Origin of the sequence: Acinetobacter sp. YH12201 (genome assembly GCF_013418145.1) — a bacterium.
In the GTDB taxonomy this organism is placed as follows: Bacteria; Pseudomonadota; Gammaproteobacteria; order Pseudomonadales; family Moraxellaceae; genus Acinetobacter.
Genome location: NZ_VPCP01000062.1, coordinates 1 through 20,679, shown reverse-complemented (window position 1 = coordinate 20,679; position 20,679 = coordinate 1). Strand labels below are relative to the sequence as shown.

General features: G+C 42.2%; 24 protein-coding genes and 2 pseudogenes. 16 read left to right on the top strand and 10 right to left on the bottom strand.

Annotated elements, in window-relative coordinates; translation table 11 throughout:
- Positions 1-124 precede the first annotated feature (124 nt).
- Positions 125-424 (bottom strand): annotated as a pseudogene (locus tag FTU91_RS12005) (ArnT family glycosyltransferase); the annotation flags it as partial.
- A 178-nt stretch (positions 425-602) separates the two neighbouring features.
- Between FTU91_RS12005 and nudC the strand changes: the two are divergent.
- Together nudC and FTU91_RS16825 are read left to right on the top strand one after the other, a co-directional pair.
- Positions 603-1,376 carry an NAD(+) diphosphatase gene (gene nudC / locus FTU91_RS12000; protein ID WP_180082269.1) on the top strand — a complete coding sequence of 258 codons (774 nt, stop codon included), beginning with the start codon at positions 603-605 and terminating at the stop codon, positions 1,374-1,376.
- Between the two features lie 170 nt (positions 1,377-1,546).
- Positions 1,547-1,672 carry a helix-turn-helix domain-containing protein gene (locus FTU91_RS16825; protein WP_368856214.1) on the top strand — a complete coding sequence of 42 codons (126 nt, stop codon included), beginning with the start codon at positions 1,547-1,549 and terminating at the stop codon, positions 1,670-1,672.
- A 19-nt stretch (positions 1,673-1,691) separates the two neighbouring features.
- On the opposite strand, the gene FTU91_RS11990 is transcribed toward FTU91_RS16825, so the two are convergent.
- The 3 genes from FTU91_RS11990 to FTU91_RS11980 all read right to left on the bottom strand — a co-directional run bounded on the left by FTU91_RS11990 (position 1,692) and on the right by FTU91_RS11980 (position 2,499).
- Positions 1,692-1,889, bottom strand: coding sequence for a hypothetical protein (locus tag FTU91_RS11990; RefSeq protein ID WP_019837892.1), 198 nt, complete (start codon positions 1,887-1,889; stop codon positions 1,692-1,694).
- A 64-nt stretch (positions 1,890-1,953) separates the two neighbouring features.
- The gene (locus tag FTU91_RS11985) at positions 1,954-2,181 is read right to left on the bottom strand and encodes a hypothetical protein (RefSeq protein WP_004761266.1); all 228 of its coding nucleotides are present in this window, start codon (positions 2,179-2,181) and stop codon (positions 1,954-1,956) included.
- Between the two features lie 102 nt (positions 2,182-2,283).
- On the bottom strand, positions 2,284-2,499 hold the full coding sequence (locus FTU91_RS11980) for a cold-shock protein (protein ID WP_019837890.1): 216 nt from the start codon (positions 2,497-2,499) through the stop codon (positions 2,284-2,286).
- Between the two features lie 631 nt (positions 2,500-3,130).
- On the opposite strand from FTU91_RS11980, the gene FTU91_RS11975 reads away from it, so the two are divergent.
- Both FTU91_RS11975 and FTU91_RS11970 read left to right on the top strand, forming a co-directional pair.
- The gene (locus tag FTU91_RS11975; protein ID WP_166171925.1) at positions 3,131-3,397 is read left to right on the top strand and encodes a DUF1778 domain-containing protein; all 267 of its coding nucleotides are present in this window, start codon (positions 3,131-3,133) and stop codon (positions 3,395-3,397) included.
- On the top strand, positions 3,387-3,878 hold the full coding sequence (locus tag FTU91_RS11970; protein ID WP_180044179.1) for a GNAT family N-acetyltransferase: 492 nt from the start codon (positions 3,387-3,389) through the stop codon (positions 3,876-3,878). The genes FTU91_RS11975 and FTU91_RS11970 overlap by 11 nt, the downstream gene beginning before the upstream one ends.
- Positions 3,879-4,007: 129 nt before the next feature.
- On the opposite strand, the gene FTU91_RS11965 is transcribed toward FTU91_RS11970, so the two are convergent.
- Positions 4,008-5,381 carry a heavy metal sensor histidine kinase gene (locus tag FTU91_RS11965; RefSeq protein WP_180082268.1) on the bottom strand — a complete coding sequence of 458 codons (1,374 nt, stop codon included), beginning with the start codon at positions 5,379-5,381 and terminating at the stop codon, positions 4,008-4,010.
- Positions 5,378-6,049 (bottom strand): heavy metal response regulator transcription factor, encoded by a 672-nt coding sequence (locus tag FTU91_RS11960; protein WP_180082267.1) that lies wholly within the window; start codon positions 6,047-6,049, stop codon positions 5,378-5,380. Before FTU91_RS11960 ends, FTU91_RS11965 begins: the two co-directional genes overlap by 4 nt.
- Positions 6,050-6,167: 118 nt before the next feature.
- Between FTU91_RS11960 and FTU91_RS11955 the strand changes: the two genes are divergently transcribed.
- From FTU91_RS11955 to FTU91_RS16820, 3 genes and pseudogenes are all read left to right on the top strand, one after another.
- Positions 6,168-6,647 carry a heme-binding protein gene (locus tag FTU91_RS11955; protein WP_180082266.1) on the top strand — a complete coding sequence of 160 codons (480 nt, stop codon included), beginning with the start codon at positions 6,168-6,170 and terminating at the stop codon, positions 6,645-6,647.
- A gap of 26 nt (positions 6,648-6,673) precedes the next feature.
- The gene (gene uraH / locus FTU91_RS11950) at positions 6,674-7,072 is read left to right on the top strand and encodes a hydroxyisourate hydrolase (RefSeq protein ID WP_180082265.1); all 399 of its coding nucleotides are present in this window, start codon (positions 6,674-6,676) and stop codon (positions 7,070-7,072) included.
- A 239-nt stretch (positions 7,073-7,311) separates the two neighbouring features.
- Positions 7,312-8,486: pseudogene (locus FTU91_RS16820) on the top strand (alpha/beta fold hydrolase).
- A 296-nt stretch (positions 8,487-8,782) separates the two neighbouring features.
- Here FTU91_RS16820 and FTU91_RS16630 read toward each other — a convergent pair.
- Positions 8,783-8,980: a hypothetical protein gene (locus FTU91_RS16630; protein WP_257221728.1), complete on the bottom strand. Its 198-nt coding sequence runs from the start codon at positions 8,978-8,980 to the stop codon at positions 8,783-8,785.
- A 307-nt stretch (positions 8,981-9,287) separates the two neighbouring features.
- Between FTU91_RS16630 and FTU91_RS11940 the strand changes: the two genes are divergently transcribed.
- The 8 genes from FTU91_RS11940 (at position 9,288) to FTU91_RS11905 (ending at position 17,474) form a co-directional block, all read left to right on the top strand.
- Complete coding sequence (locus FTU91_RS11940) at positions 9,288-9,836, top strand: lipocalin family protein (protein WP_180044175.1); 549 nt, start codon at positions 9,288-9,290, stop codon at positions 9,834-9,836.
- A gap of 138 nt (positions 9,837-9,974) precedes the next feature.
- The gene (locus tag FTU91_RS11935; protein ID WP_180082264.1) at positions 9,975-10,961 is read left to right on the top strand and encodes an acyl-CoA desaturase; all 987 of its coding nucleotides are present in this window, start codon (positions 9,975-9,977) and stop codon (positions 10,959-10,961) included.
- Positions 10,958-12,250, top strand: a complete 1,293-nt coding sequence (locus FTU91_RS11930) for an NAD(P)/FAD-dependent oxidoreductase (RefSeq protein WP_111885229.1) — start codon at positions 10,958-10,960, stop codon at positions 12,248-12,250. Before FTU91_RS11935 ends, FTU91_RS11930 begins: the two co-directional genes overlap by 4 nt.
- Entirely contained in the window at positions 12,250-13,044 is a 795-nt protein-coding gene (locus tag FTU91_RS11925) for a DUF1365 domain-containing protein (RefSeq protein WP_111885228.1), read from the top strand. Before FTU91_RS11930 ends, FTU91_RS11925 begins: the two co-directional genes overlap by 1 nt.
- Entirely contained in the window at positions 13,041-14,237 is a 1,197-nt protein-coding gene (locus FTU91_RS11920) for a cyclopropane-fatty-acyl-phospholipid synthase family protein (protein ID WP_086197547.1), read from the top strand. The genes FTU91_RS11925 and FTU91_RS11920 overlap by 4 nt, the downstream gene beginning before the upstream one ends.
- A 25-nt stretch (positions 14,238-14,262) precedes the next feature.
- Positions 14,263-15,042 (top strand): DUF1295 domain-containing protein, encoded by a 780-nt coding sequence (locus FTU91_RS11915; RefSeq protein WP_180044171.1) that lies wholly within the window; start codon positions 14,263-14,265, stop codon positions 15,040-15,042.
- Positions 15,043-15,050: 8 nt separating this feature from the next.
- Positions 15,051-16,100: a cyclopropane-fatty-acyl-phospholipid synthase family protein gene (locus FTU91_RS11910; RefSeq protein WP_180082263.1), complete on the top strand. Its 1,050-nt coding sequence runs from the start codon at positions 15,051-15,053 to the stop codon at positions 16,098-16,100.
- 39 nt (positions 16,101-16,139) lie between these two features.
- A complete protein-coding gene (locus tag FTU91_RS11905) occupies positions 16,140-17,474 on the top strand; it encodes a HAMP domain-containing sensor histidine kinase (protein ID WP_086197544.1) in 1,335 nt (444 codons plus the stop codon).
- A gap of 5 nt (positions 17,475-17,479) precedes the next feature.
- Here the strand turns inward: FTU91_RS11905 and FTU91_RS11900 are convergent, their stop codons facing one another.
- The 3 genes from FTU91_RS11900 to FTU91_RS11890 are packed head-to-tail and all read right to left on the bottom strand — an operon-like array spanning position 17,480 to position 19,223.
- Positions 17,480-18,166, bottom strand: coding sequence for a response regulator transcription factor (locus FTU91_RS11900; protein ID WP_166171898.1), 687 nt, complete (start codon positions 18,164-18,166; stop codon positions 17,480-17,482).
- 11 nt (positions 18,167-18,177) lie between these two features.
- Positions 18,178-18,675 (bottom strand): chalcone isomerase family protein, encoded by a 498-nt coding sequence (locus FTU91_RS11895; protein WP_180044168.1) that lies wholly within the window; start codon positions 18,673-18,675, stop codon positions 18,178-18,180.
- Complete coding sequence (locus FTU91_RS11890) at positions 18,645-19,223, bottom strand: nuclear transport factor 2 family protein (RefSeq protein ID WP_180044166.1); 579 nt, start codon at positions 19,221-19,223, stop codon at positions 18,645-18,647. The genes FTU91_RS11895 and FTU91_RS11890 overlap by 31 nt, the downstream gene beginning before the upstream one ends.
- Before the next feature lie 399 nt (positions 19,224-19,622).
- Between FTU91_RS11890 and FTU91_RS11885 the strand changes: the two genes are divergently transcribed.
- Entirely contained in the window at positions 19,623-20,510 is an 888-nt protein-coding gene (locus tag FTU91_RS11885) for a diguanylate cyclase (RefSeq protein WP_180044164.1), read from the top strand.
- Positions 20,511-20,679 lie beyond the last annotated feature (169 nt).

The window sequence follows — 20,679 nt, the reverse complement described above, 5'->3', positions numbered from 1 at the left end:
GCCTTTTCCATAACGCTCACGACCGGGACTTTTGATCCAAGCCGCTTATGGTGGTTTGCTACCTGCTCCTGCAAGCCGATAGCGAGGGGCCATACCCTCATCTCTTACGCCGCTTGCTGCGGCACACGAAAATCAGTAAACCAATTGGATGTAACAGGGATGGGATTTTTTTCCATTGCTTGGTAAATAGTACCCAAGGCAAAATCACCATACCTGGAATGAGCACACCAATTAAACCTTTGGTTAAAAAGCCTAGGGCACAGGCAACATAACCAATAAATAGAATGTACTTTTTGCCGGAAAGGGTATAGTCAGCAAAACAGAATACGGTAATTGTCATCCAGCAGGCAACCAGCAAGTCATGGTTGACGTACTGACTGCTACCAAAAAACAGCAGGCTGGTGGCCAGAATAATAACAATGATTCCTTAATTCATAGGTGGTGTGAAAATTATGTGATTTTAATCAAAAAGATACAAATTATTATGGTTGTAATTCAGGCAGCTTGCGCCTAGTATCTGGGTAGAAGTTACTCCATGTAAGCTTCCTTAGTTTTGTCCCATACACCCCTCTGTATGGGATTTTTTTTAATCAGGGGATCGTATGAGCATGCATTCAAAAGCGTATATTTTTAGACAGCAGCAATTACTGGTGGATGACCATTTTCAGTTGCCGCAGGTAGAAAGACTGCAGCACGACCTGAACCTGTCGGAAAATGGCGAGATCATTGCCCGTGATCTGAAAGAAGATGAACCGGTGCCGGAAGGTTATCAGCTGGTGCCGATCAGACAATTGGTGCAAGTCTGGAGCAAACTACAGTTTGAACAGGCCAGCCGTGCGGTACAGTTACTGGAATGGCGCCGTAATCACCGCTTTTGCAGTAAATGTGGTCACGCCACCGAGCAGCATGCCACCCAGTATGCCATGGTCTGTCCATCCTGTGGCTATAACCAATATCCGCGTGTGAATCCCTGTGTCATTACTATCATTACCCGAGGTACAGATGAAATTCTGCTGGCAAAAAATGCCCGCAACAAAACCCAGATGTACAGCCTGATTGCCGGATTTGTCGAAGTTGGAGAAACCTTGGAAGAGGCAGTACGCCGTGAAACGCTGGAAGAAGTGGGGCTGCAAATCAAAAATATTCAATATCTAGCCAGTCAGCCGTGGCCGTTTCCCAGCAATCTGATGATGGCCTTCAAGGCAGAATATCACGCAGGGGAAATTCAGATTCAAGAAAATGAACTCAGCGATGCGCAATTTTTCAAATTTGATCAGTTCCCTGAGATTCCGTTCAAGGGCAGTATCGCCTATGCCATGATTCAGCATGTGATGCATGGAACGCCTGTTGCAGATGACAGCAAAGAATGGCTTTGAAATTTTGAACAAATTTAGTGGCGCATTCTCGCTCTTTTAAGGGCGAGTTAAGCCACTAGAAATTTAAAATTATTATATCAATCATAAAATATATAAAATGTTAATATATAGATATTATTTAGATTTTTGGCTTTTTTTTAGCTAAAATAGTATTGGATTCAAGTATCTAAATAGTAAATTTACTGATAATTTCAGGTGTTAAATTTGAAGCATATCTAACTCAGAAACAGAAGTTAATTCTGAGCCAGTGGATCGGGTATGCGAGATTAACCACATATGGAAACTCGTTGCTTTAGCTGCGAGTAGTTCATTGACTTAAATAATCTTGAAAATTTTTCCGCTAGAAGTACTTTGGAAAAACATTTCAAAGCTGGGGCGAATATCTTCACCATCCACAGTAATATATTTGACATGGGAACAAGACTGGCTAGCACTAAAATGGCGCTCAACCGTGGCCTGAATAGAATATTTGATACCGAATTGGTCTTTTACATTTAGATTTTGTTTAAACATTAGTTTACCTTTAATAAGATTATGGCAGAGCGGCTATTCAATTAATTAAGCAATATATTATTTTTTAAATAACTTTTTGATTTAGCTTAAATAATTGATTTAAAGACGTATAAAATGTACGACCATCTAAATTTAAATCTACCTCAATTCCCGATTCCAGCAAAACTCTTTTACCCACTTCAATTTCTTTAAAACCTTGACGTGTATTCTGCATTTTATTTAAAGGAATTAAAGAAACGATAATTTCAGTACCATTTTTAGATTTTGCAATTAATTCATTAACTTTTAACAATTTGTATCCTATTTTTATGATTTTTTTTCCAATATGGAAAAACAACTTTTTCTTTAAAATTAAAAAAGCACTGAGTAGTGCTTTTTCAACTCGTATTAGTGCTTATATGGCAACAATATTGACTGCATTCGGGCCTTTTTGACCCTGAGCAATACTAAATTCAACTTGTTGGCCTTCAAATAAGGTTTTAAAACCTGAGTTGGCAATTTCGCTGAAGTGCGCAAAAACATCTGGACCTGATTCTGGTTGAATAAAACCAAAACCTTTAGTTTCATTGAACCACTTAACGGTACCTTTAACAACATTTGAGTTTGACATAATAAATCCTACTGATTTTTTAATAATTTTTAGTCATTTTAGTGACTGAATATAACTTTGAAAATAATAAATAATGAAACTTAAAATCTGAAAAAAACGAAGAATTATGAATAAAACGACGATACTTAAGAGAGATTTAATGAAACAAGACTTTTTTCTAGTTGAGTTAACTATACCCTAAAAACAGGAGTAATCAAGTTTTTATATGTATATTTAATTATCTTATTAAAAATCTAGTTATCTGACTGATTTATATATTTTATTGTAATTATAACCAAACAAAGTTAATCTAATTGGCCGATAAATTTGACCAGTAAATGAATGCGATTATATAGTTCTGTAATAATAATATTGATGTTTTTAATTTCAGGAATGATGATTTTTTTACATATGCACAAAGCTTAAGCTTATATCAGCCTTCAAATTTGACTCTATATTAATAATTACGAGATGTCAGAAAAAATCCCCCGAACCAAGGGTAGGACTAAATTCTACTCATTTTTGGTTCATAGTAGCCCACTGATTTTCCATTCAAATATTTCAAAACAAAATATGTAAATTTGAATCTTGAAGCACTACCTTAATCTGCTATAATTTGTACATCAAACTGATGTACTTATTGGTAAAAAATATGGCTAACTTAGCAACAGAAAGAATCAATGTTCGGTCAACAGTAGATGCAAAAAATGTGATTGAACAAGCTGCGAATTTATTGGGTCTCAGTGTGAGTTCCTTTATGATCCAATCCTCATTTGAACGAGCAAAAGAATTACTTAAATCTAATCATGAGTTAAAAGTGAATAATGCTGATCGTGATATGTTAATGAACATGCTTGAAAACCCACGCCCTGCAAATGATGAGATGAAAAATTTAATGAGTTTATTGGATGAAGATTGAGGTTTTACAAGCCCATCATCAAAAAAAATCATTTAATTGTGGGCAAGATGATTTAAATAAGTTCATAAAACAATACGCATCCCAACATCAGAAATCAGGAACAAGTAAAACGTATGTAGCGATTGATGACGATGATACACAGGTGAAAGGATTTTATTGTCTATCAAGTGCCTCTATAGGATTCGATGTAGTTGATGCTGTTCTCACTAAACGATTACCTCGTTATCCACTCCCTTGTGTGGTTGTAGGTCGCTTTGCCGTTGATCAACCAATTCAGGGGCGAGGAATTGGAAAAGTGCTTTTAGCACATGCTCTTAAACAAGTTTCAAAAGTTGCTCAAATTATTGGTGTTAATTTTGTTGTCATACATGCCAAAGATCAAAAAGCGATGGAGTTTTATCAGCGTTTCGGCTTTATTTCATTAACATCAAATCCATTAACATTAATATATCCAGTGAGTGAAATACCTAATTTTAATTAAAGTAGTAGTCTACTAGCAACAGGAGTGACTAGTAGATTAGGAACAAGAATAAGAGATTCAAGTTAATTTTAGATGGTCTAAAACATCCACAAGATCAAATTCTTATTTTTATAATTTTTCAATAATCGCTTAATATTTAATCCTTAAACGAAAGACAACCCCTTGTTGACTATTATGTACATTTGCTTCCCCATTATGTAACATCATGATGGATTTAACTATTGATAGCCCTAAACCACCAGTTTTTGCTTTGGAATGTCGACTACTATCAATTTGATAGAAACGCTCAAATAAATGATTCAAATGCTGTTTATCAATAAAAATATTTTTAGTTAACACTTCAATATCGACATAGTCTGCTGTAGATTTTGTTGTAATTACAATGTCTTGGTTTTCGAATCCATAATCAATGGCATTGATTAGAAGATTAGATAGCGCTCTTTTTAATAAATCTTCATTACCATATATTTGAATTCCTTGTTCTAACTCCAAAACAAATTTCATTTGTCTATCTTCAGCTAAGAATTCAAAATAATGCACCAATTCTAAAATAAGGTTGGATAAATCAATATTTTCTTTATCAATAATATAATCGCTGTGTTCAGAACGAGCGATGAACAACATATTGTTTATCATCTTACTGAGTCGTTCATATTCCTCAAGATGAGAATATAAAAGCTGCTCCAGTTCTTGGGGTGATCGAGATTGCATGAGCATAATTTGTGTTTGACCCATTAAATTATTTAAGGGGGTTCTTAGTTCATGGGCAATATCTTCGGAAAACCGGGCCAATTGATCATAATTAATTTGAATTTTTTCTAACATCGCATTCATTGCTGAACGGAGTTGCTCAACTTCAACGGTAGTACTTTTAGTTTCGATTCGCTGATGTGGGTGAGTGCCCTGAATTTTATGTGTTTGCTCAATCAAATTATTTAAAGATTTGAGTAAGTACAGACCCACCCAACGTCCGAGCAGGCTTGCCATGACAATGCCCAATAAAATATAAAGAATCAATTTCCGTAAATATTGATCTAGAGTAGATTGAGCTTCATCAAGTTGTGTGCCAGCAATCAGTTGGTAATGTTGATTATTAAAAATAACAGTTTTATAAGCCAAACGGGTTGTGGCAAATTTAGATTGATTATCCAGAAAGGTAATGGTTTTTGATTCCGCCATAGTGGGAATAGCAACTTTCAGTGGATTAATCTCAATTAAGGCGTGTTGTTGGTTTCTTAAGATTAAAAGATTATCTTCTTTCCCCAGCATGTTTTCATACAGACGAGGGTGTTGAACTAAAATCTGAAAACTTTCTTGATCCTGTAAAAAAATTTCGATGCGTTCAACACGTGCAGTTAAATTCTGATCCCGTTGTTTGGCTAATAGGTGTTGCATGTTGTGATAAGAAAGTAAACCAATAGCAAAAAATACAGTGCAACAAACAATACTGAAGGAAATACTTAAACGTGTTGTTAAGCTGAGCTGCATTAGCTGATTTTTCATTTATTTACGCTTAAACGATATCCCATACCGCGAACAGTATGAATTAATTTTGGCTGAAAATGGTCATCAATTTTGGCACGCAAGCGGCGAATAGCGACATCTACCACATTGGTGTCCGTATCAAAATTAATATTCCATACCTCAGATGCAATTTGCGATCGGGTTAACAACTCACCTTGATGTTGCATTAATAAGTTTAAGAGTGAAAATTCTTTAGCGCTTAAGTCGATTTTCTGTTGGTTCCGATAAACAGTACGTTCAAACCGATATAAAATTAAATCTTCAACCTGATAATATTCAGACTCTGTTTTTACACTGCGTCGTAACAGACTTTTGACCCGTGCCAATAGCTCAATATAAGAAAAAGGCTTAATTAAATAGTCATCTGCACCTAGTTCTAAACCTTTAACTCGATCCAGAACATGATCTTTCGCAGTCAGCATAAGTACCGGAATTTTAGAAAAAGTCCTTAGGGTCTTTAATACTTGCCAACCATCAATTTCAGGTAACATGACATCCAAAATTACTAAATCAAAGTTTTTTTCTTCAAACAACCTGAGTGCTGTTAATCCATCATGAGCAATACTGGCTAAATAGCCGGATTCATTTAAACCTTTTGCTAGAAATTCAGCAATTTTGGTTTCATCTTCAATAATAAGTATCTGCATCTAAATAATATTATATGGATTTGTCTATCCCTACATTACAAATTCGTAATCTGATTGTCATGCAATAGTGAGTTTATTTTATATAAGCTAATTTATCTCTTCATTTAGCTTAATAGAAATGATGAAAAAACTTCTATTTATTCCAGTACTTCTATTTAGTTCAATCACATATTCAGCTCCTAAAACCAGCTATGTCATGGATCTAAACCTCGCCAATCAACTGGCAACCAATGTCATGCAAGCATGTAGCACTACTGCTAAACCTGCGGCTGTAGTGGTCTTAGATCAGGGTGGCAATGTCCTGGCAAGTCAACGGCATGAAACTGTGGGTATACATAATTTAATCGCAGCGCAAAGGAAAGCTTTTACCGCATATTCAAGCAAGGTGACTACCTTACAATTTATGCGTAATGCCCAGAAGAATGTTGATTCACAGAATTTAACCAGCTTACCTGAATTATTACTTTTAGGTGGAGGAGTGCCCATCGTTTATAAAAGTCAGTTATTAGGTGCAGTTGGTGTAGCCGGTGCAGGTGGGTCAATTCAAGATGATCAATGCGCACAACTGGGTATAGAAATCACACTCAAACAAATTTAAATCAATTTAATTCAGGATAAATTCATATGAACAAGTTATTTTTATTCGCTGGAAGTTTATTTATTTCAAGTTGGGTAATGGCGCAAAATCCTTTAAGTGTGCATGTACTTAACTTGGAAAGTGGATTGCCTTCACCTGATGTAAAGGTTACTTTGGAAGAACAGAAAAATGGAAAATGGATACAGATTTCAGAAGCTAAAACCAATGAGCAAGGCCGCGTAACGGCATTATTTCCAGAAAATAAAACTTTAGATAATGCAATATACAAAGTCACGTTTAAAACAGGAGACTGGTTTAAGAAAAATAATCAAAATTCTTTCTTCCCTGAAGTTCCGGTGATTTTCCAAACAGATGGTTCAGTAAAACACTACCATATTCCATTACTGCTTAGCCCTTATGGATATTCAACCTATCGAGGTAACTAAGCTGAGAAAAATAAAAGCTCTAACTTGTATGAGATTAGAGCTTAGTATCACTTAATATAATGGTGCTTATAGGTAATAGCCCTCATTTGAGGGCTATTACCTTATTACAAAATTTTCACAATGGATTGTGATCAAATATGGTAGTGAAAATACTCATATATTCAAAATTAAATTTATAAAAATGGAGTGCATTCTCATGATTAAAATAAAAAATCGAGCCTGTAAATCATGTTCTGAATATGACGTTAGGTTGCATCTGCTTAGGTTCTACATCTGCAATTGCCTCTCCACTAATATCATCTCACGATACAGCTCACTTACCGACTGTGGCAAGTACAAACCCCGGCACTTTGTTATCCATACAAGCACAAAATACCGATCTATTTTCAAATGCATCACAACGCTTCTTAATTACCTATCGAAGTCGCGGCATACAATCAGAACCCATTGTAGCTTCTGGATTTATTTTACTACCCAAAGGAAAAGCGCCAAAAGAAGGTTGGCCTATTTTAGCATGGGCGCATGGTACAACAGGTGTTGCCGATACTTGTGCTCCCTCGAGTGATTATGTGGATGGACCTGTTCATATTTATCAACAAATAGCGGCAAAAGCTTTGAATGCCTGGCTTGCTCGTGGATATGCAGTAGTCGCACCAGACTATCAGGGTTTAGGTACACCCAGTGGACATCCCTATATGAATGCTCAAAGTCAATTGCATACTGTAGTGTATGCTGTAAGGGCAACTCACTATTTAAAGCCTTATAAATTTAATAAAAATTGGTATGTCATGGGGCATAGCCAAGGAGGTGCTGCATCTCTTGCTGTTGCGGCATATGGACAAAAGACGCACCTGAACTTAATTTACGTGGGGCAATTGCCCTTGCTCCAGGCGGTTATCAATATGAAGGAATTGCGGAATATGTGGCAACTCACTCTCAAATCGACACCAGTGTTGCAGCATTTTTTCCAATCGTTCTTCTCGGGGCGGAAGCTGCAGATCCTAATCTTGCTCCAGCGAATTTAGTTAGCCCAGAAATGGGGGAAATTCTTAATCTGGCACGCGGTCGCTGTTTATCAGAATTACAATCTGATCTGAAGCAAGCCTCTAAAACTGTCTTTAAACCGAATGTAAATCTAGCCCCTTTGACCAATTATTTAAAGAAGCAGTCTATTGAGAATATGATACCCACTGTGCCAGTTATGGTTGTTCAGGGTGAGAAAGATCAGTTAGTGGATTCACGCGGTACTTATGCCTACTATCAACAAATCTGCCAGGTAGGAAAACCTATTGCGTTTTATCCTTTGAAAGAAGGCGACCATCGTGACTCCTTAAGACAAAGTGAATTCCTGATTGGAAATTTTATTAATTCAGTTGAAGAAAGGAAATCTGTAAATACCTGCAGCGTAAAATAGTATGGTAGATCCAATAGTTTGAACTCAAAAAACTCTTATACAGAATTAAAATTTAGCATTTCAATTTTAAATATAAAAAATTGAAGTAAATCAATATGATGATAAATGGTTTTTTATTACTAAATGATAAAACTTCTCTTGTAACAGAGGATGCTGCGGACGTTTATGATCAAACCACAGAAATATCCAAGAAAATGCCAGTCAATTTCTTAACTGACTGGCATTACATCTTATAATTTATAATGAATTTTTCAGCGATTAGATCACTACTTTATCAATTCATGTAAATACACTAATTAGTGGGATCGATTTAATTCATTATCTGTTGCAGAGATAATAGATGCAAAAATTGGAACACCCACAATAATGGGGAATGAAAGGATCCATACGTCAATTGTTACTTGACTTGAAAATAAAAACTGGTTGACAAGAGCAGCCAAAATTAATAATGAAACTAAAATACTAGTGAATCGGATTACAAATTTGATAGGCATTTGCCTGCTCCTAGGTGAGTCTAGCTGTTGTTGTAAAGTATATACCTTATCTGACTGTCCTTAAATCCATAAATAGCTGTCCAGTTCATTTTACGTGGACAGTATCGTGATGTTGAGCAGATAAAAAAGTGGGGCTCAGCGAATGCTTACAGTTTTACGCTCCATTTGATAGAGTTATTGTACGGACAATAAGATTAATCCAGCTTAAATTATTCAATCACTAATACTGAATTTCACCATTTTGTCTTCACGCTTTGTTCACACCCACCTAGGTTATCTTAAGCCTAGAATACAACAAGGCTAAAAAATGAAGATGCTATTTAAATCTGTTTTTGCAGCGACAGCACTTGCCATCATCAGCTTAAGTACAACGACTCGAGCAGAAACTGTTGCACCTCAGGCAGTCGATCAGGTAGATATCGAGCAGTATGCAGGCAAGTGGTATGAAATTGCGCATTTACCGATGTATTTTCAGCGTAAATGTGTCTCGAATATCTCTGCACAATATAGCGTTAATACCGATCAAACCATGCGTGTTTTGAATAGTTGCCGGATTGCCAATGGTGAGATGATCAGCTCTGAAGGTATTGCCTATCCGCAAAATAAGGGCAACAGCAAACTGAAGGTCAGCTTTTTGCCTCAAGCTTTAAGATGGATGCCATTTAGCAAAGGTCATTACTGGGTATTACGAGTAGACCCAGAATATAAAGTGGCACTGGTAGGTGGGCCAAGTAACAAATACCTGTGGATCTTGTCGCGTGAACCGCAACTGGATGAAGCCACTTATCAATCCTATCTGGAAACTGCAAAACATTATGGTTATGACGTGACAAAACTGATCAAATTGCCGCATTAATCTGTTACCCTTTTGCCGAACTGACCACGCTCTCTACACAGTTCGGCTTTTTTTTATTTACTTCACATAAAATTCATATCTGACTGATTACACTCATCAAATAGAATAAAGACAATCGCTTGAAAGTAGGATGAGTCCATGTTGAAAAGTCTGATGCGATGGATAGACAGCTGGTCTACACCCACACAGCCCAAAACACTGACAACTGAAAACAGTAAGATTCAGTGGCTGAGGATTTTACCCTTTATTCTATTACATCTGGCCTGTCTCGCCGTGTTCTGGGTGGGAGTGTCTTGGTTTGCGCTGGGATTTATGCTGCTGTTCTACCTGATCCGCATGTTTTCCATCACCGCTTTTTTCCATCGCTATCTGTCACACAAAACTTTTCAGACCTCGCGTCCGGTGCAGTTCCTGTTTGTGCTGATTGGCACCATGAGTGCACAGCGTGGTCCGCTATGGTGGGCGGCGCATCACCGTTATCACCACCGCTATACCGATACCTTGCAAGATCCGCATTCCTCGACGCATGGTTTTTGGTACAGCCACGTCGGCTGGTTTTTAAATGAATATAATTTTGCCACGCGTAAAGAAGTCATTAAGGACTGGCTGAAATATCCGGAACTGATCTGGCTGGACCGTTTCAGTTTAATTGTGGTGCTGCTGACCGCAGGCGGAATTTATGCACTAGGGGAATGGCTGGCCATCACCTGGCCGCAACTCGATACGTCCGGCCTGCAATTGCTGGTCTGGGGCTTTGTCATCTCTACCGTGTTACTGATCCATGCCACCTTGTGTATCAATTCACTGGCGCATCATTATGGCAGCCGGGATTTTGACACTGAAGATCACAGCCGCAACAATTTATTTCTGTCCATTATTACCTTGGGCGAAGGCTGGCATAACAACCATCATTATTATGCTGGCAGTACCCGGCAAGGTTTTTACTGGTGGCAAATTGATGTGACCTATTACCTATTGAAACTCATGTCCTGGTTCGGGCTGGTCTGGGGACTCAAGCCAATTCCAGCACGGGTCTATGAAGCCAGTAAAATTAGCCAAGCTCGAAAACAGAAAAAAGCCGCTACGACAGGCACTCACAAAATTCAATCGAAGGAATCACCATGAAAATTGCAATTATTGGTTCAGGTATTTCCGGTCTGTATGCTGCCTGGAAACTCAGCAAAGTGCATGAGGTCACGGTCTTTGAAAAGAATAACTACTTCGGCGGTCATACCGATACCCATCAGCTCAATATAGACGGTGAACAGGTCGCGGTGGATAGCGGCTTTATTGTGTTTAATGAGCATAACTATCCGCTGTTCTGCGCCATGCTGAAAGAACTTGGAATTCAATCACAAAGCAGTGACATGGGCTTTTCGGTGAATAATCAGGTCAGCGGCTTACAGTACAATCCTTCAAAAAAATTCTCCCTGCTTTTCCGCCCACAAAATTTTCTGAATGCTGATTTTCGCGCGATGTTGTCGGATCTGTTCCGTTTCTATGCCGCCAATAAAGATCTGGATGTGGAACAAGTCGATGCACAGCTCAGTATTGATGAGTATCTGAATCAGCATGGCTATTCCCAAGCCTTCCGTCAGGAACATCTTTATCCGATGTGCGGGGCGCTGTGGTCCTGTCCGGTGGAACAAGCCGGACAAATTCCCTATAAGTTTGTGGTGAGCTTTTTCCAGCATCATCGCATGTTACAACTGAAAGACCGACCGTTATGGCTCACAGTCAAGGGTGGATCGGCTCGCTACGTTCGTGCGATTCAGTCCCAGGCCAATATTATCTTCCGCAAGACCGGCGTTCTACATGTCTCGCGGAGTGCCAATGATGTGCTGGTTGAAACAACACAGGGCAGCGAACGTTTTGACTGGGTCGTATTTGCCAGCCATGCTGATGACAGCCTGAAGTTACTGAAAGACCCGTCCGCGCAGGAGTTGGACGTACTGAGCAAGTTCCGCTATCAGGATAACCGCATGGTGGTGCATTCTGATACCCGCATCATGCCAAAATCCAGACGCCAATGGGCCAGCTGGCATGTGCATGTGACCCCGAGTCAGGCCACCGAACAGACCCCATTCCAGCACAGTGGTATGCACTATGGTTTCAGTTACTGGATGAACCAGCTGCAAAACCTGCAATGCAAAACCCAGGTCTTTGCCACCCTGAATCCTAATTTTGCCCTGGATCCTAAAAAAGTCTGGGTAGAACGGCATTACCGTCATCCGGTGTTTGATGCCCCGGCGATTGAAGCACAACAACGCTGGGCCGAGGTCAATACTCAGAACCGCACCTCCTACTGTGGCGCTTACTGGGGCTGGGGCTTTCATGAGGATGGGGCACGTAGCGCTTCATGGGTAGTCGATCAGCTATTGCAGCAGACCGAGCAGGCAGCTAGGAGCGCATGATGCAGATGTATCCACTGGCGATCGCCGCTGCCGAAATCCGGCATCGCCGTTACCTGCCCAAAGCCCATGCTTTTGAGAGCCAACTGACCTATCTCTGGTTTGATCCGGATCAACTCTCAAGCTTTACCCAAAAATCCTGGCTCTGGTCTTCCAGACACTGGAATTTCCTGACCCTGGATGAGCGGGATTTTCTGACCATGGAATGTGGTTCGATTCGGCAGAAGGTCGCACGCCTGCTGATCAAGCGGGAAAACTACCTATTACCGCATGCCGCGTCTATCCGGGTTCTGGCCTTGCCACGCACACTCGGCTTTCGCTTTAATTCTGTGGTGTTTTATCTGGTCTTTGATGCCACCGACCAATTGCTCTTTGTACTGAGTGAAATTACCAATACACCGTGGAATGAACGTCAGGTCTATATCCATGACTGCCGGCACAATGCAACTGAATATGCGCCGTACCAGAGTCACCAGTTTGATTTTAAAAAGGCCTTTCATGTATCACCGTTCATGCCGATGGTACTGGATTACCGCTGGCGCTTCAGCTTCTCTGATCAGCAGAACGTGATTCATATGCAGCTGTTTCAGCAGGGCGTGCTGCAATTTGATGCCACCCTGAAATTTTCTCTGCAGGCCATCACGGTTCCTTCACAGCAGTATCGCTATGCTGTGTTGAAAGTTCTTGAACCCTTCAGGATGGTCAGCGGAATTTATCTGCATGCCTTCCGTTTATGGAAAAAGAAAATTCCGTTTTACCGACATCCTAAAAAAGAAAAAGGAAACACATTGCGATGAAAACACTGTTAATGGGAGAGCAAAGCACACTGCCAGTGATATTGCGTCATTTGCTGAAATTGCGGCATGGTCAGCTGATTTTTAAAGGCGTCTGGAACGGGACAGTCGGCGAAAACAGTGATCTGCAGGCCGTGATTCAGGTGCATGATACCCGTCTGATGGAACTGTTGTTCCGTAATGGTGTGCTTGGTGCGGCAGAAGGTTTTATCCGCGGTTACTGGAGCAGTGAAGATCTGGTGGATGTCATCCGCATTTTGGCACGTAACCGCGATGTACTGGACCGGATGAATCAGAATGCAGTGGCCAAGGCCAGCCAGTTGCTGTTAAAGGCTTGGTACAAATCGCGCAAGAATTCGATTGATGGCAGCCGCAAAAATATTGCCGAGCATTACGACCTGAGCAATGACTTTTTCAAGCTGTTCCTGGATAGCAGCATGATGTATTCCAGTGCGGTATTTAAAGAGCCGGGTATGAGTCTGGAACAGGCTTCGGATTATAAAAAAGAGCTGATCTGCCAGAAACTCAAGCTGAAACCGATGGATCATTTAGTCGAAATTGGCAGTGGCTGGGGCGGTTTTGCCATTTATGCCGCGCAGCAGTATGGCTGTAAAGTCACCACCATCACCATTTCCAAGGCACAGTATGATGAAGCCGTGGCCCGGGTCGCTGCAGCCGGACTATCACATCGCGTCACTGTCCAGCTGAAAGATTACCGTCTACTGGAAGGCAAATACGACAAGCTGGTGTCGATTGAAATGATCGAGGCAGTAGGTGAGCAGTATTTGCCGACCTATTTCCGTAAATGCCGTGAATTGCTAAAACCGAACGGTTTGGCCCTGATTCAGGCCATTACCATTGAAGATGCACGCTATGCCAAAGCCCTGAATACCGTGGACTATATCAAGCGCTATATTTTCCCGGGCAGTTTTATTCCCTGTATTAGTGTCATGACCCAAGCCGCTTCCGAACAAAAACTGCGTCTCAAGCATCTGGAAGATATCGGTCAGAGCTATGCCCAAACCCTAAACTGCTGGCGTCAGCGTTTTCTGGAGCAGCGTGATCAGGTGCTGCAACTCGGCTTTGATGAGCGCTTTATCCGCATGTGGGATTTTTATCTGTGTTATTGCGAAGGTGGCTTCCGCGAAGGCGTGATCAGTGATGTGCATCTGCTGTTCGAAGCCAGTGCTTATTAAGCCGAGATAAAACAGGAGGGCTGACATGCTGCTGAATTTACTGGTGCTGAATGTCTTTATCATGTTCTGTAGCTGGCTGCTGGTGACCTATAACCAGCGTGCCGGACTGGTCGATGTGGCCTGGAGCTTTGGTATTGCACTCAACGTCATTATCTCGGCCTGGGTCATGGAAACTGCACCGCTGCTGGTTCGGGTTTTTCTGGGCGTGTTTAGCGGCATCTGGTTTTTACGCCTGACCTGGCATCTACTGCGCCGTTATGCCAATGAAACTGCAGAAGATACCCGTTATGCCAATATGCGCCGGGCCATGGGCGATTATCAGCATCTCGGTTTTCTGGCCTTTTTTATGTTTCAGGCCGGTCTGGTGGTGCTGTTTTCCTATCCGATGCTTGAGCTACTGAGCATTCCAATCCAGCAGTGGAATGACTGGACACAGGCTACGGTATTTGTGGCAGGCATGATCATGCTGCTGGCCCTGATGGGGGAAAGCACGGCCGACCAGCAACTCTACCGTTTCAAACTGAATCCACAAAACCAAGGCAAAACCCTGGACCAAGGCTTATGGAGATATTCACGCCATCCAAACTATTTCTTTGAATGGCTGCACTGGTTTGCCTATCCAATCCTCGGTCTAGGGGCAGGTGTTTATGAATTATGGCTGTATCCACTGTTGATGTGGCTGTTTCTGTACTACATCACCGGTATTCCCTTTAGTGAACAACAGGCGCTGACACATCGCGGCGACAACTATAAAGACTATCAACGACGAACTTCAATGTTTATTCCGTGGCCACCCAAAGAGTAGGTAAATACATGGACTTTATGATTCAACAATCTTTAAAACTGATCGAAAGTGGCAAACTGCCCGATCCGGTGATTCGGACCGGCATTCGTACTTTAAGCAAAAAACGCCTGGCACAGGAAGGACGCTTCGACCCGGCACTGGCGGCACAGCGCTATATGAATGTGCTGCATATGCTAAAAAACAGCGAGATTGCCATCGAGACCGACAAAGCCAATGAGCAGCACTATGAACTGCCCACCGCATTTTTCCAGGCAGTACTGGGCAAACGTCTGAAATACAGCGCCAGCCTGTTTGAACACGCACATACCACACTGGATCAGGCGGAAGAAGCGGCACTGGCCAGCTATTGCCAGCGTGCACAGTTGCAGGATGGACAGGATATTCTGGAAATAGGCTGTGGCTGGGGTTCTTTCAGTTTGTACATGGCGGAACATTATCCCAAGGCTCGCATTACTGTGGTGTCGAACTCCTCGACCCAACGCCAGTACATTCAAGAACAGGCCAATCTGAAAAAACTAGAAAACCTGACGGTGATGACCTGCGACGTCAATGTACTGCAACTGGAAGCCGCTTCTTTCGACCGTGTGGTTTCGGTGGAAATGTTTGAACATGTACGTAATTACCAAAAACTGTTTGAAAATATCAGCACCTGGCTGAAAGCAGATGGCTTGCTGTGGTGCCATATTTTCTGTCACCGTTTCCTGCATTATCCGTTTGAAGTGAAAAATGAATTTGACTGGATGTCAAAATATTTCTTTAGTGGCGGTCTGATGCCTGCAGCCTCAACCTTCCTGCATTTCCAGCAGCATTTGCAGCTGGAACAGCACTGGCAATGGGCAGGCACCCAATATGAACGCACCGCAAATGCCTGGCTGGAGAATATGGACCAAAAGCAAGTCGAGCTGCAGCCCCTGTTTGAACAGACCTATGGTGCAGATGCTGCAATCTGGTGGCAGCGCTGGCGAATTTTCTTTATGGCCTGTGCCGAACTATTTGGTTATGACCATGGTCGTGAATGGGTGATCGGCCACTTTCTGTTTAAGAAAAAAGTCATATAATTGAACGATGAATCGGATGGGCCAGCGGGGAATAGACCAATGTTAAGGCTGTTTAGGGACAAACGCGATCATCCTTTGGGTGAGGTGTTTAACCGCTACTACTGGCTGCAAATCGGATTCATTGCCCTGTCTGTGGTGATCGGGATTGCCTGTAGTGCCTGGGTAATCAAGGGTTCCTTGCTCAGAACTGCGCTGGAACAGGAAATGTCACACTACTGGCAGCGGCTGGAACGTAATCCAGCTGCTGAACTGCCCGACACCAAAAACCTGTATGGTTACCGCTGGAACGATGTGCCGCCGGTCCAATTTCGCCACATGCAGCTTGAGCAAGGGGTGAACCGGCATTTTGTCGATGGCAAGGAGCGCATGACCGTTTATGGTGAAAAAGACGGACAGCATGTGCTGCTGGTGTTTGGTGAAAGCAACGTCAACAAGCTGGTCTGGCTGTTTGGCCTAGCACCGCTAATGGTCAGCCTGTTTGTGCTGTATAGCGTGCTGTGGTGGTGGAATCGCCGTGCGCGGCGCTATTTTTCCCCGATTACCCGCCTGGCCAATGCGCTGGAGCATATTGACTGGGAACACCAGAAAAATCAGGCTTCGCCGTTTCAGGACATCCGTACCGACTCCAATCTGGAAGCGGAATATCTCAAGCAGGCATTAGAAAAATATCATCAGGTGTTAAGCGAGTTTATTCAGCGTGAACGCGAGTTTACCGGTGATGTCAGCCATGAGCTGCGCACGCCACTGACCATTTTAAAGGGCAATGTGCAGCTGTGTCAGGCACGCTATGGCGACAACAAGTCCTTTACTCGCCTGCACAATACCATTGAAGACATGCAACTGCTGGTCGATACTTTGCTGGCTATCGCCCGCAATACCACCAATACTTTAAGTGCAGAACCGAGCATGCTGTCCCAGTTACTGGACAATCTGGTGCAGGATCTGGACAGCGTTAGCCATAACAAAGGCATGCAGATTGACCTGCAAAAAGACCTCGATGAGCAGCCGCGTAAACTTTATCCATCGATGACCAAAATGGTGTTTGGCAATATTCTGCGTAATGCGCTGAACTATTCGCAAGGCACAGAAATTGATGTGATTCTGCAAAAAAATAAAGTACTGATTGCCGATAATGGGGTCGGGATTCCTTTGCCGAATAATGCCAAAGTCCAGGAGCTGTCTGGACAGCAGCTGCAACTGGAAATCAAAGGACATGGCATTGGCCTGCAACTGGTACAGAAGCTGTGCAAGCAGTTGGGCTGGCGGGTGGAGCTGTTTGACCGGCAGTATTATCTTAGCACCCATCAGGATGTTGATCTGGCGATGACTACCGGACTGATTGTGGTGGTGTATTTAAACGAGGTTTCCGCTTGAAAAGCTTAAGCGTCTAAAGCGATTTTTAAACCGACACCAGATATAGTATGAATCAGCTTCTGCTCAAAAGGCTTGTCGACCATCTTACGCAGATTATAAATATGACTGCGTAAAGCATCACTTTCTGGTTCTTCATCGCCCCAGAGTTCCATCATGATTTCCTGTTTGGTCAGCACTTTAGGTGAATGGCGCATCAGCAGTTTAAGCAGTTTAAACTGAATCGGAGGCAGTTCAATGGTCTGCCCAGCCCGGGTCAGCTGCTGTCTGGCCGGATCTAGGATAAGATCGTGAATTTGCAGACGGCTACTAGAGACTTCACCCAGCGAACGCTTGATCAGGGCTTTGACTCGCACCACCAACTCGTTAAAGTCAAACGGCTTGACCAAGTAATCATCCGTACCGGAATTAAAGCCTTTGAGTTTATCGTCTAAGGTATCACGAGCAGTGAGCATCAGCACTGGCAGGTCCAAACCTTCTTCATGACGCAGCCATTCGCACAGTTCATAACCGGAACCGTCCGGCAAGTTAATATCTAATAGCAAGATATGATAGCGTTGCTGTTTCAGTAGCTGGCGCGCAGCATTCAGATTGCGGGCATGATCCACCACAAAATCATGTTCTTCCAGAAACTCGCATAAGGTAGAGGCCAGTTCATAATGGTCTTCAACCATGAGGATAAAATGTTTGGACATAGTCACGGATACTAATTTAATAATTGCTGTTTTAATTTAGCACTAAATGGCTGGGGACCAAGCCATATATTAAAATATTGCTGGGCCAGCGGATGCTGCAGCTGCCCTAAATTTTTCCGGTTGAGGGATAAACTCAGGGTTTGCGTGGCATGGCTGTATTTCAAGCGGTACAGATCACCTGATCTGACCGGACGATACAAATCGCTGATCGGATTGAAAATGGCCTGGATGTTGGGGTCTTTGACATTACGCTTGAGCAGATGTATGGCTGCACGCTTAAATGCCCATTCGGGAATATTCTGGGTATAGGAAAAGTCCATCTGGATCGTCTGCTCTTTCCAGGGCTGGTTACAGTTTTGGGCAAAATAACTGGCCATACCGACCTGTTTTTGGCCCACCATCAGCAGGCCATTGCCACATTGATTCAAGCTTTGCGCCTGCGCCCATGAACTAAAACTTCCGAGCAGCAGCGTCATGCCTATTGCGATTTTTTGAAAGGCAGTAGCCATGAATAGGCTCCTCCGACATAAGGCAAGGAACGGTACAGGCCATTGGCCGGGTCCCAGAAATCCTGCTGGAAAATAATCTTATTGTCCTCGTTAACCTTGATTTCACTGATGCCAAAAGAGTCCATACTGCGGGTCGTGCCGAACATTTTAAAATCATAGGCCATATGCCAGTGCACATAGGCAGAATCTTGATGATAAGAGGTGTTTAACAGCTTGACACTGACCTTACTGACCCGTTTGTTCATGCCCTGAAAATGCTGGACTAGATTTTGCCGGGATGAAAACTGCGACAGGGTATCGTTAATAAACAGCGGATCGGCATACAGCGAGCCAGCTCGTTCTACAAAAGCCGATGTGCCCAAAGTATTAAATGCTGAGGTAAAGCGGGTGCCAATATCCAGCGCTTTGGCCTCATCCAGGGCTACCCCCTGAACAGCGCTTCTGGATTTTGCATAATCGTTTGAATAACTGGGAATACTTTGACATCCGGCCAAAGATAGCAGCGGTAAGGACAAGGCTGCTGCTATTATTTTCTTAACATGTTTCATTATCACTGTCCGTCTTAAATTTATGTATTTACTCTAGATAAAGAGTCGTGAACAGAATGTGAAGAGCAAAGCTGTCCCGAATGTTAGTATCGCGCGATTCTAACCTTTGCTTTTAAGAAAGAGGGGCTTAAAAATCATTCATCATACCGCATGATGAAAGAGAGCCCCAAATGGCTCTGTATTTTCTGCTATCGGCGGGCTAAGTCCATTTATTCAGCTCGGATTTATACTTTTCCACATCGCTCTTATCTTAAATTCAACTTAATAAAAGACCACAAATCAAGTAAAATAAAAGTTAGATCAATAGTTTATCTGGATGCTGGCAGAGATGAAGTTTTAAATGCTGTAAATGACCTGTTGTTCGACCTATTCAATACGCTTATTTGAGATACTCTTTCTATGGATCAATTACATCACACTAAAAACTCTCAAAATGCAGCACTGATCGAGATCGATGAGGGCATTCGGCTACATATCACTTGGGCACAAAAAGTATTTCAATATCTCGTTTTAAAAACACCCGCCGAGCCACAATTTTCCGAGAAAGAGAGTCATTTATTGTGTCATTTTGGCAAATGGTTTCAATCAAATCACGCTAAATTTGAAAAAATCAATCCTGACAAGACTCGGGAACTGGAGCAGGTGCATTATCTGGTGCATCATCATTTGCATAATATATTTTCCAAGCTCAGAGACAATCAGTGCGTAGAGGCCGCTTTAGTCAGTCAATATCAAAAAAGTCAGAATGATCTACTGGAGCTACTGATTTATTTTAGAACCCATTTGATTACCCAAGCATTGCAGTATGATCCTTTAACCGGTTTGGCTTTAAGATATGGAATGGAGAATCAGTTCAGTAGCTTGCGTCAGAGTACTGAAAAAAACCAGAAAATAATGGCGGTCGGTTTACTGGATTTGGATCATTTTAAAGCAGTCAATGATCAATATGGACATCAGGCAGGCGATGAAGTTCTTGCCCATACAGCGCAGATACTGCGTGATTCTCTTCGAGACACGGACAACATTTTTCGCTTTGGTGGCGAGGAATTTCTAATCTTTCTAGAAGTGGACAATGCCGATTCCCTGCATGAGATTATCGACAGAATTTTTCAGTCACTGCATAGCAATCCGACCCGACTAAAAAGTGGTGAAGTGATCTATATCACCGCCACGGTCGGTATTATCCACGTCGAGCCTGATGAAACCATGGAAAAAGCCATTGCAAGAGCGGACCAGGCGATGTATTCAGGAAAGCAGCAGGGACGAGACCGGGCAGTCTTTGCATGACAAGATATTTTGTAGATTACTCGTCTGCTGGGTGTCTCATTCTTGACATACTCCCTCCACTTTCGACTAGCTCCTTGCGAAACTCGTTTCTCAGGGATTCTAAAAGCAAAAGCTCTTAGGTGACTTCCTCACGGATTTCACTTGCTTTCTGCTTCACAGGGCGACCTTT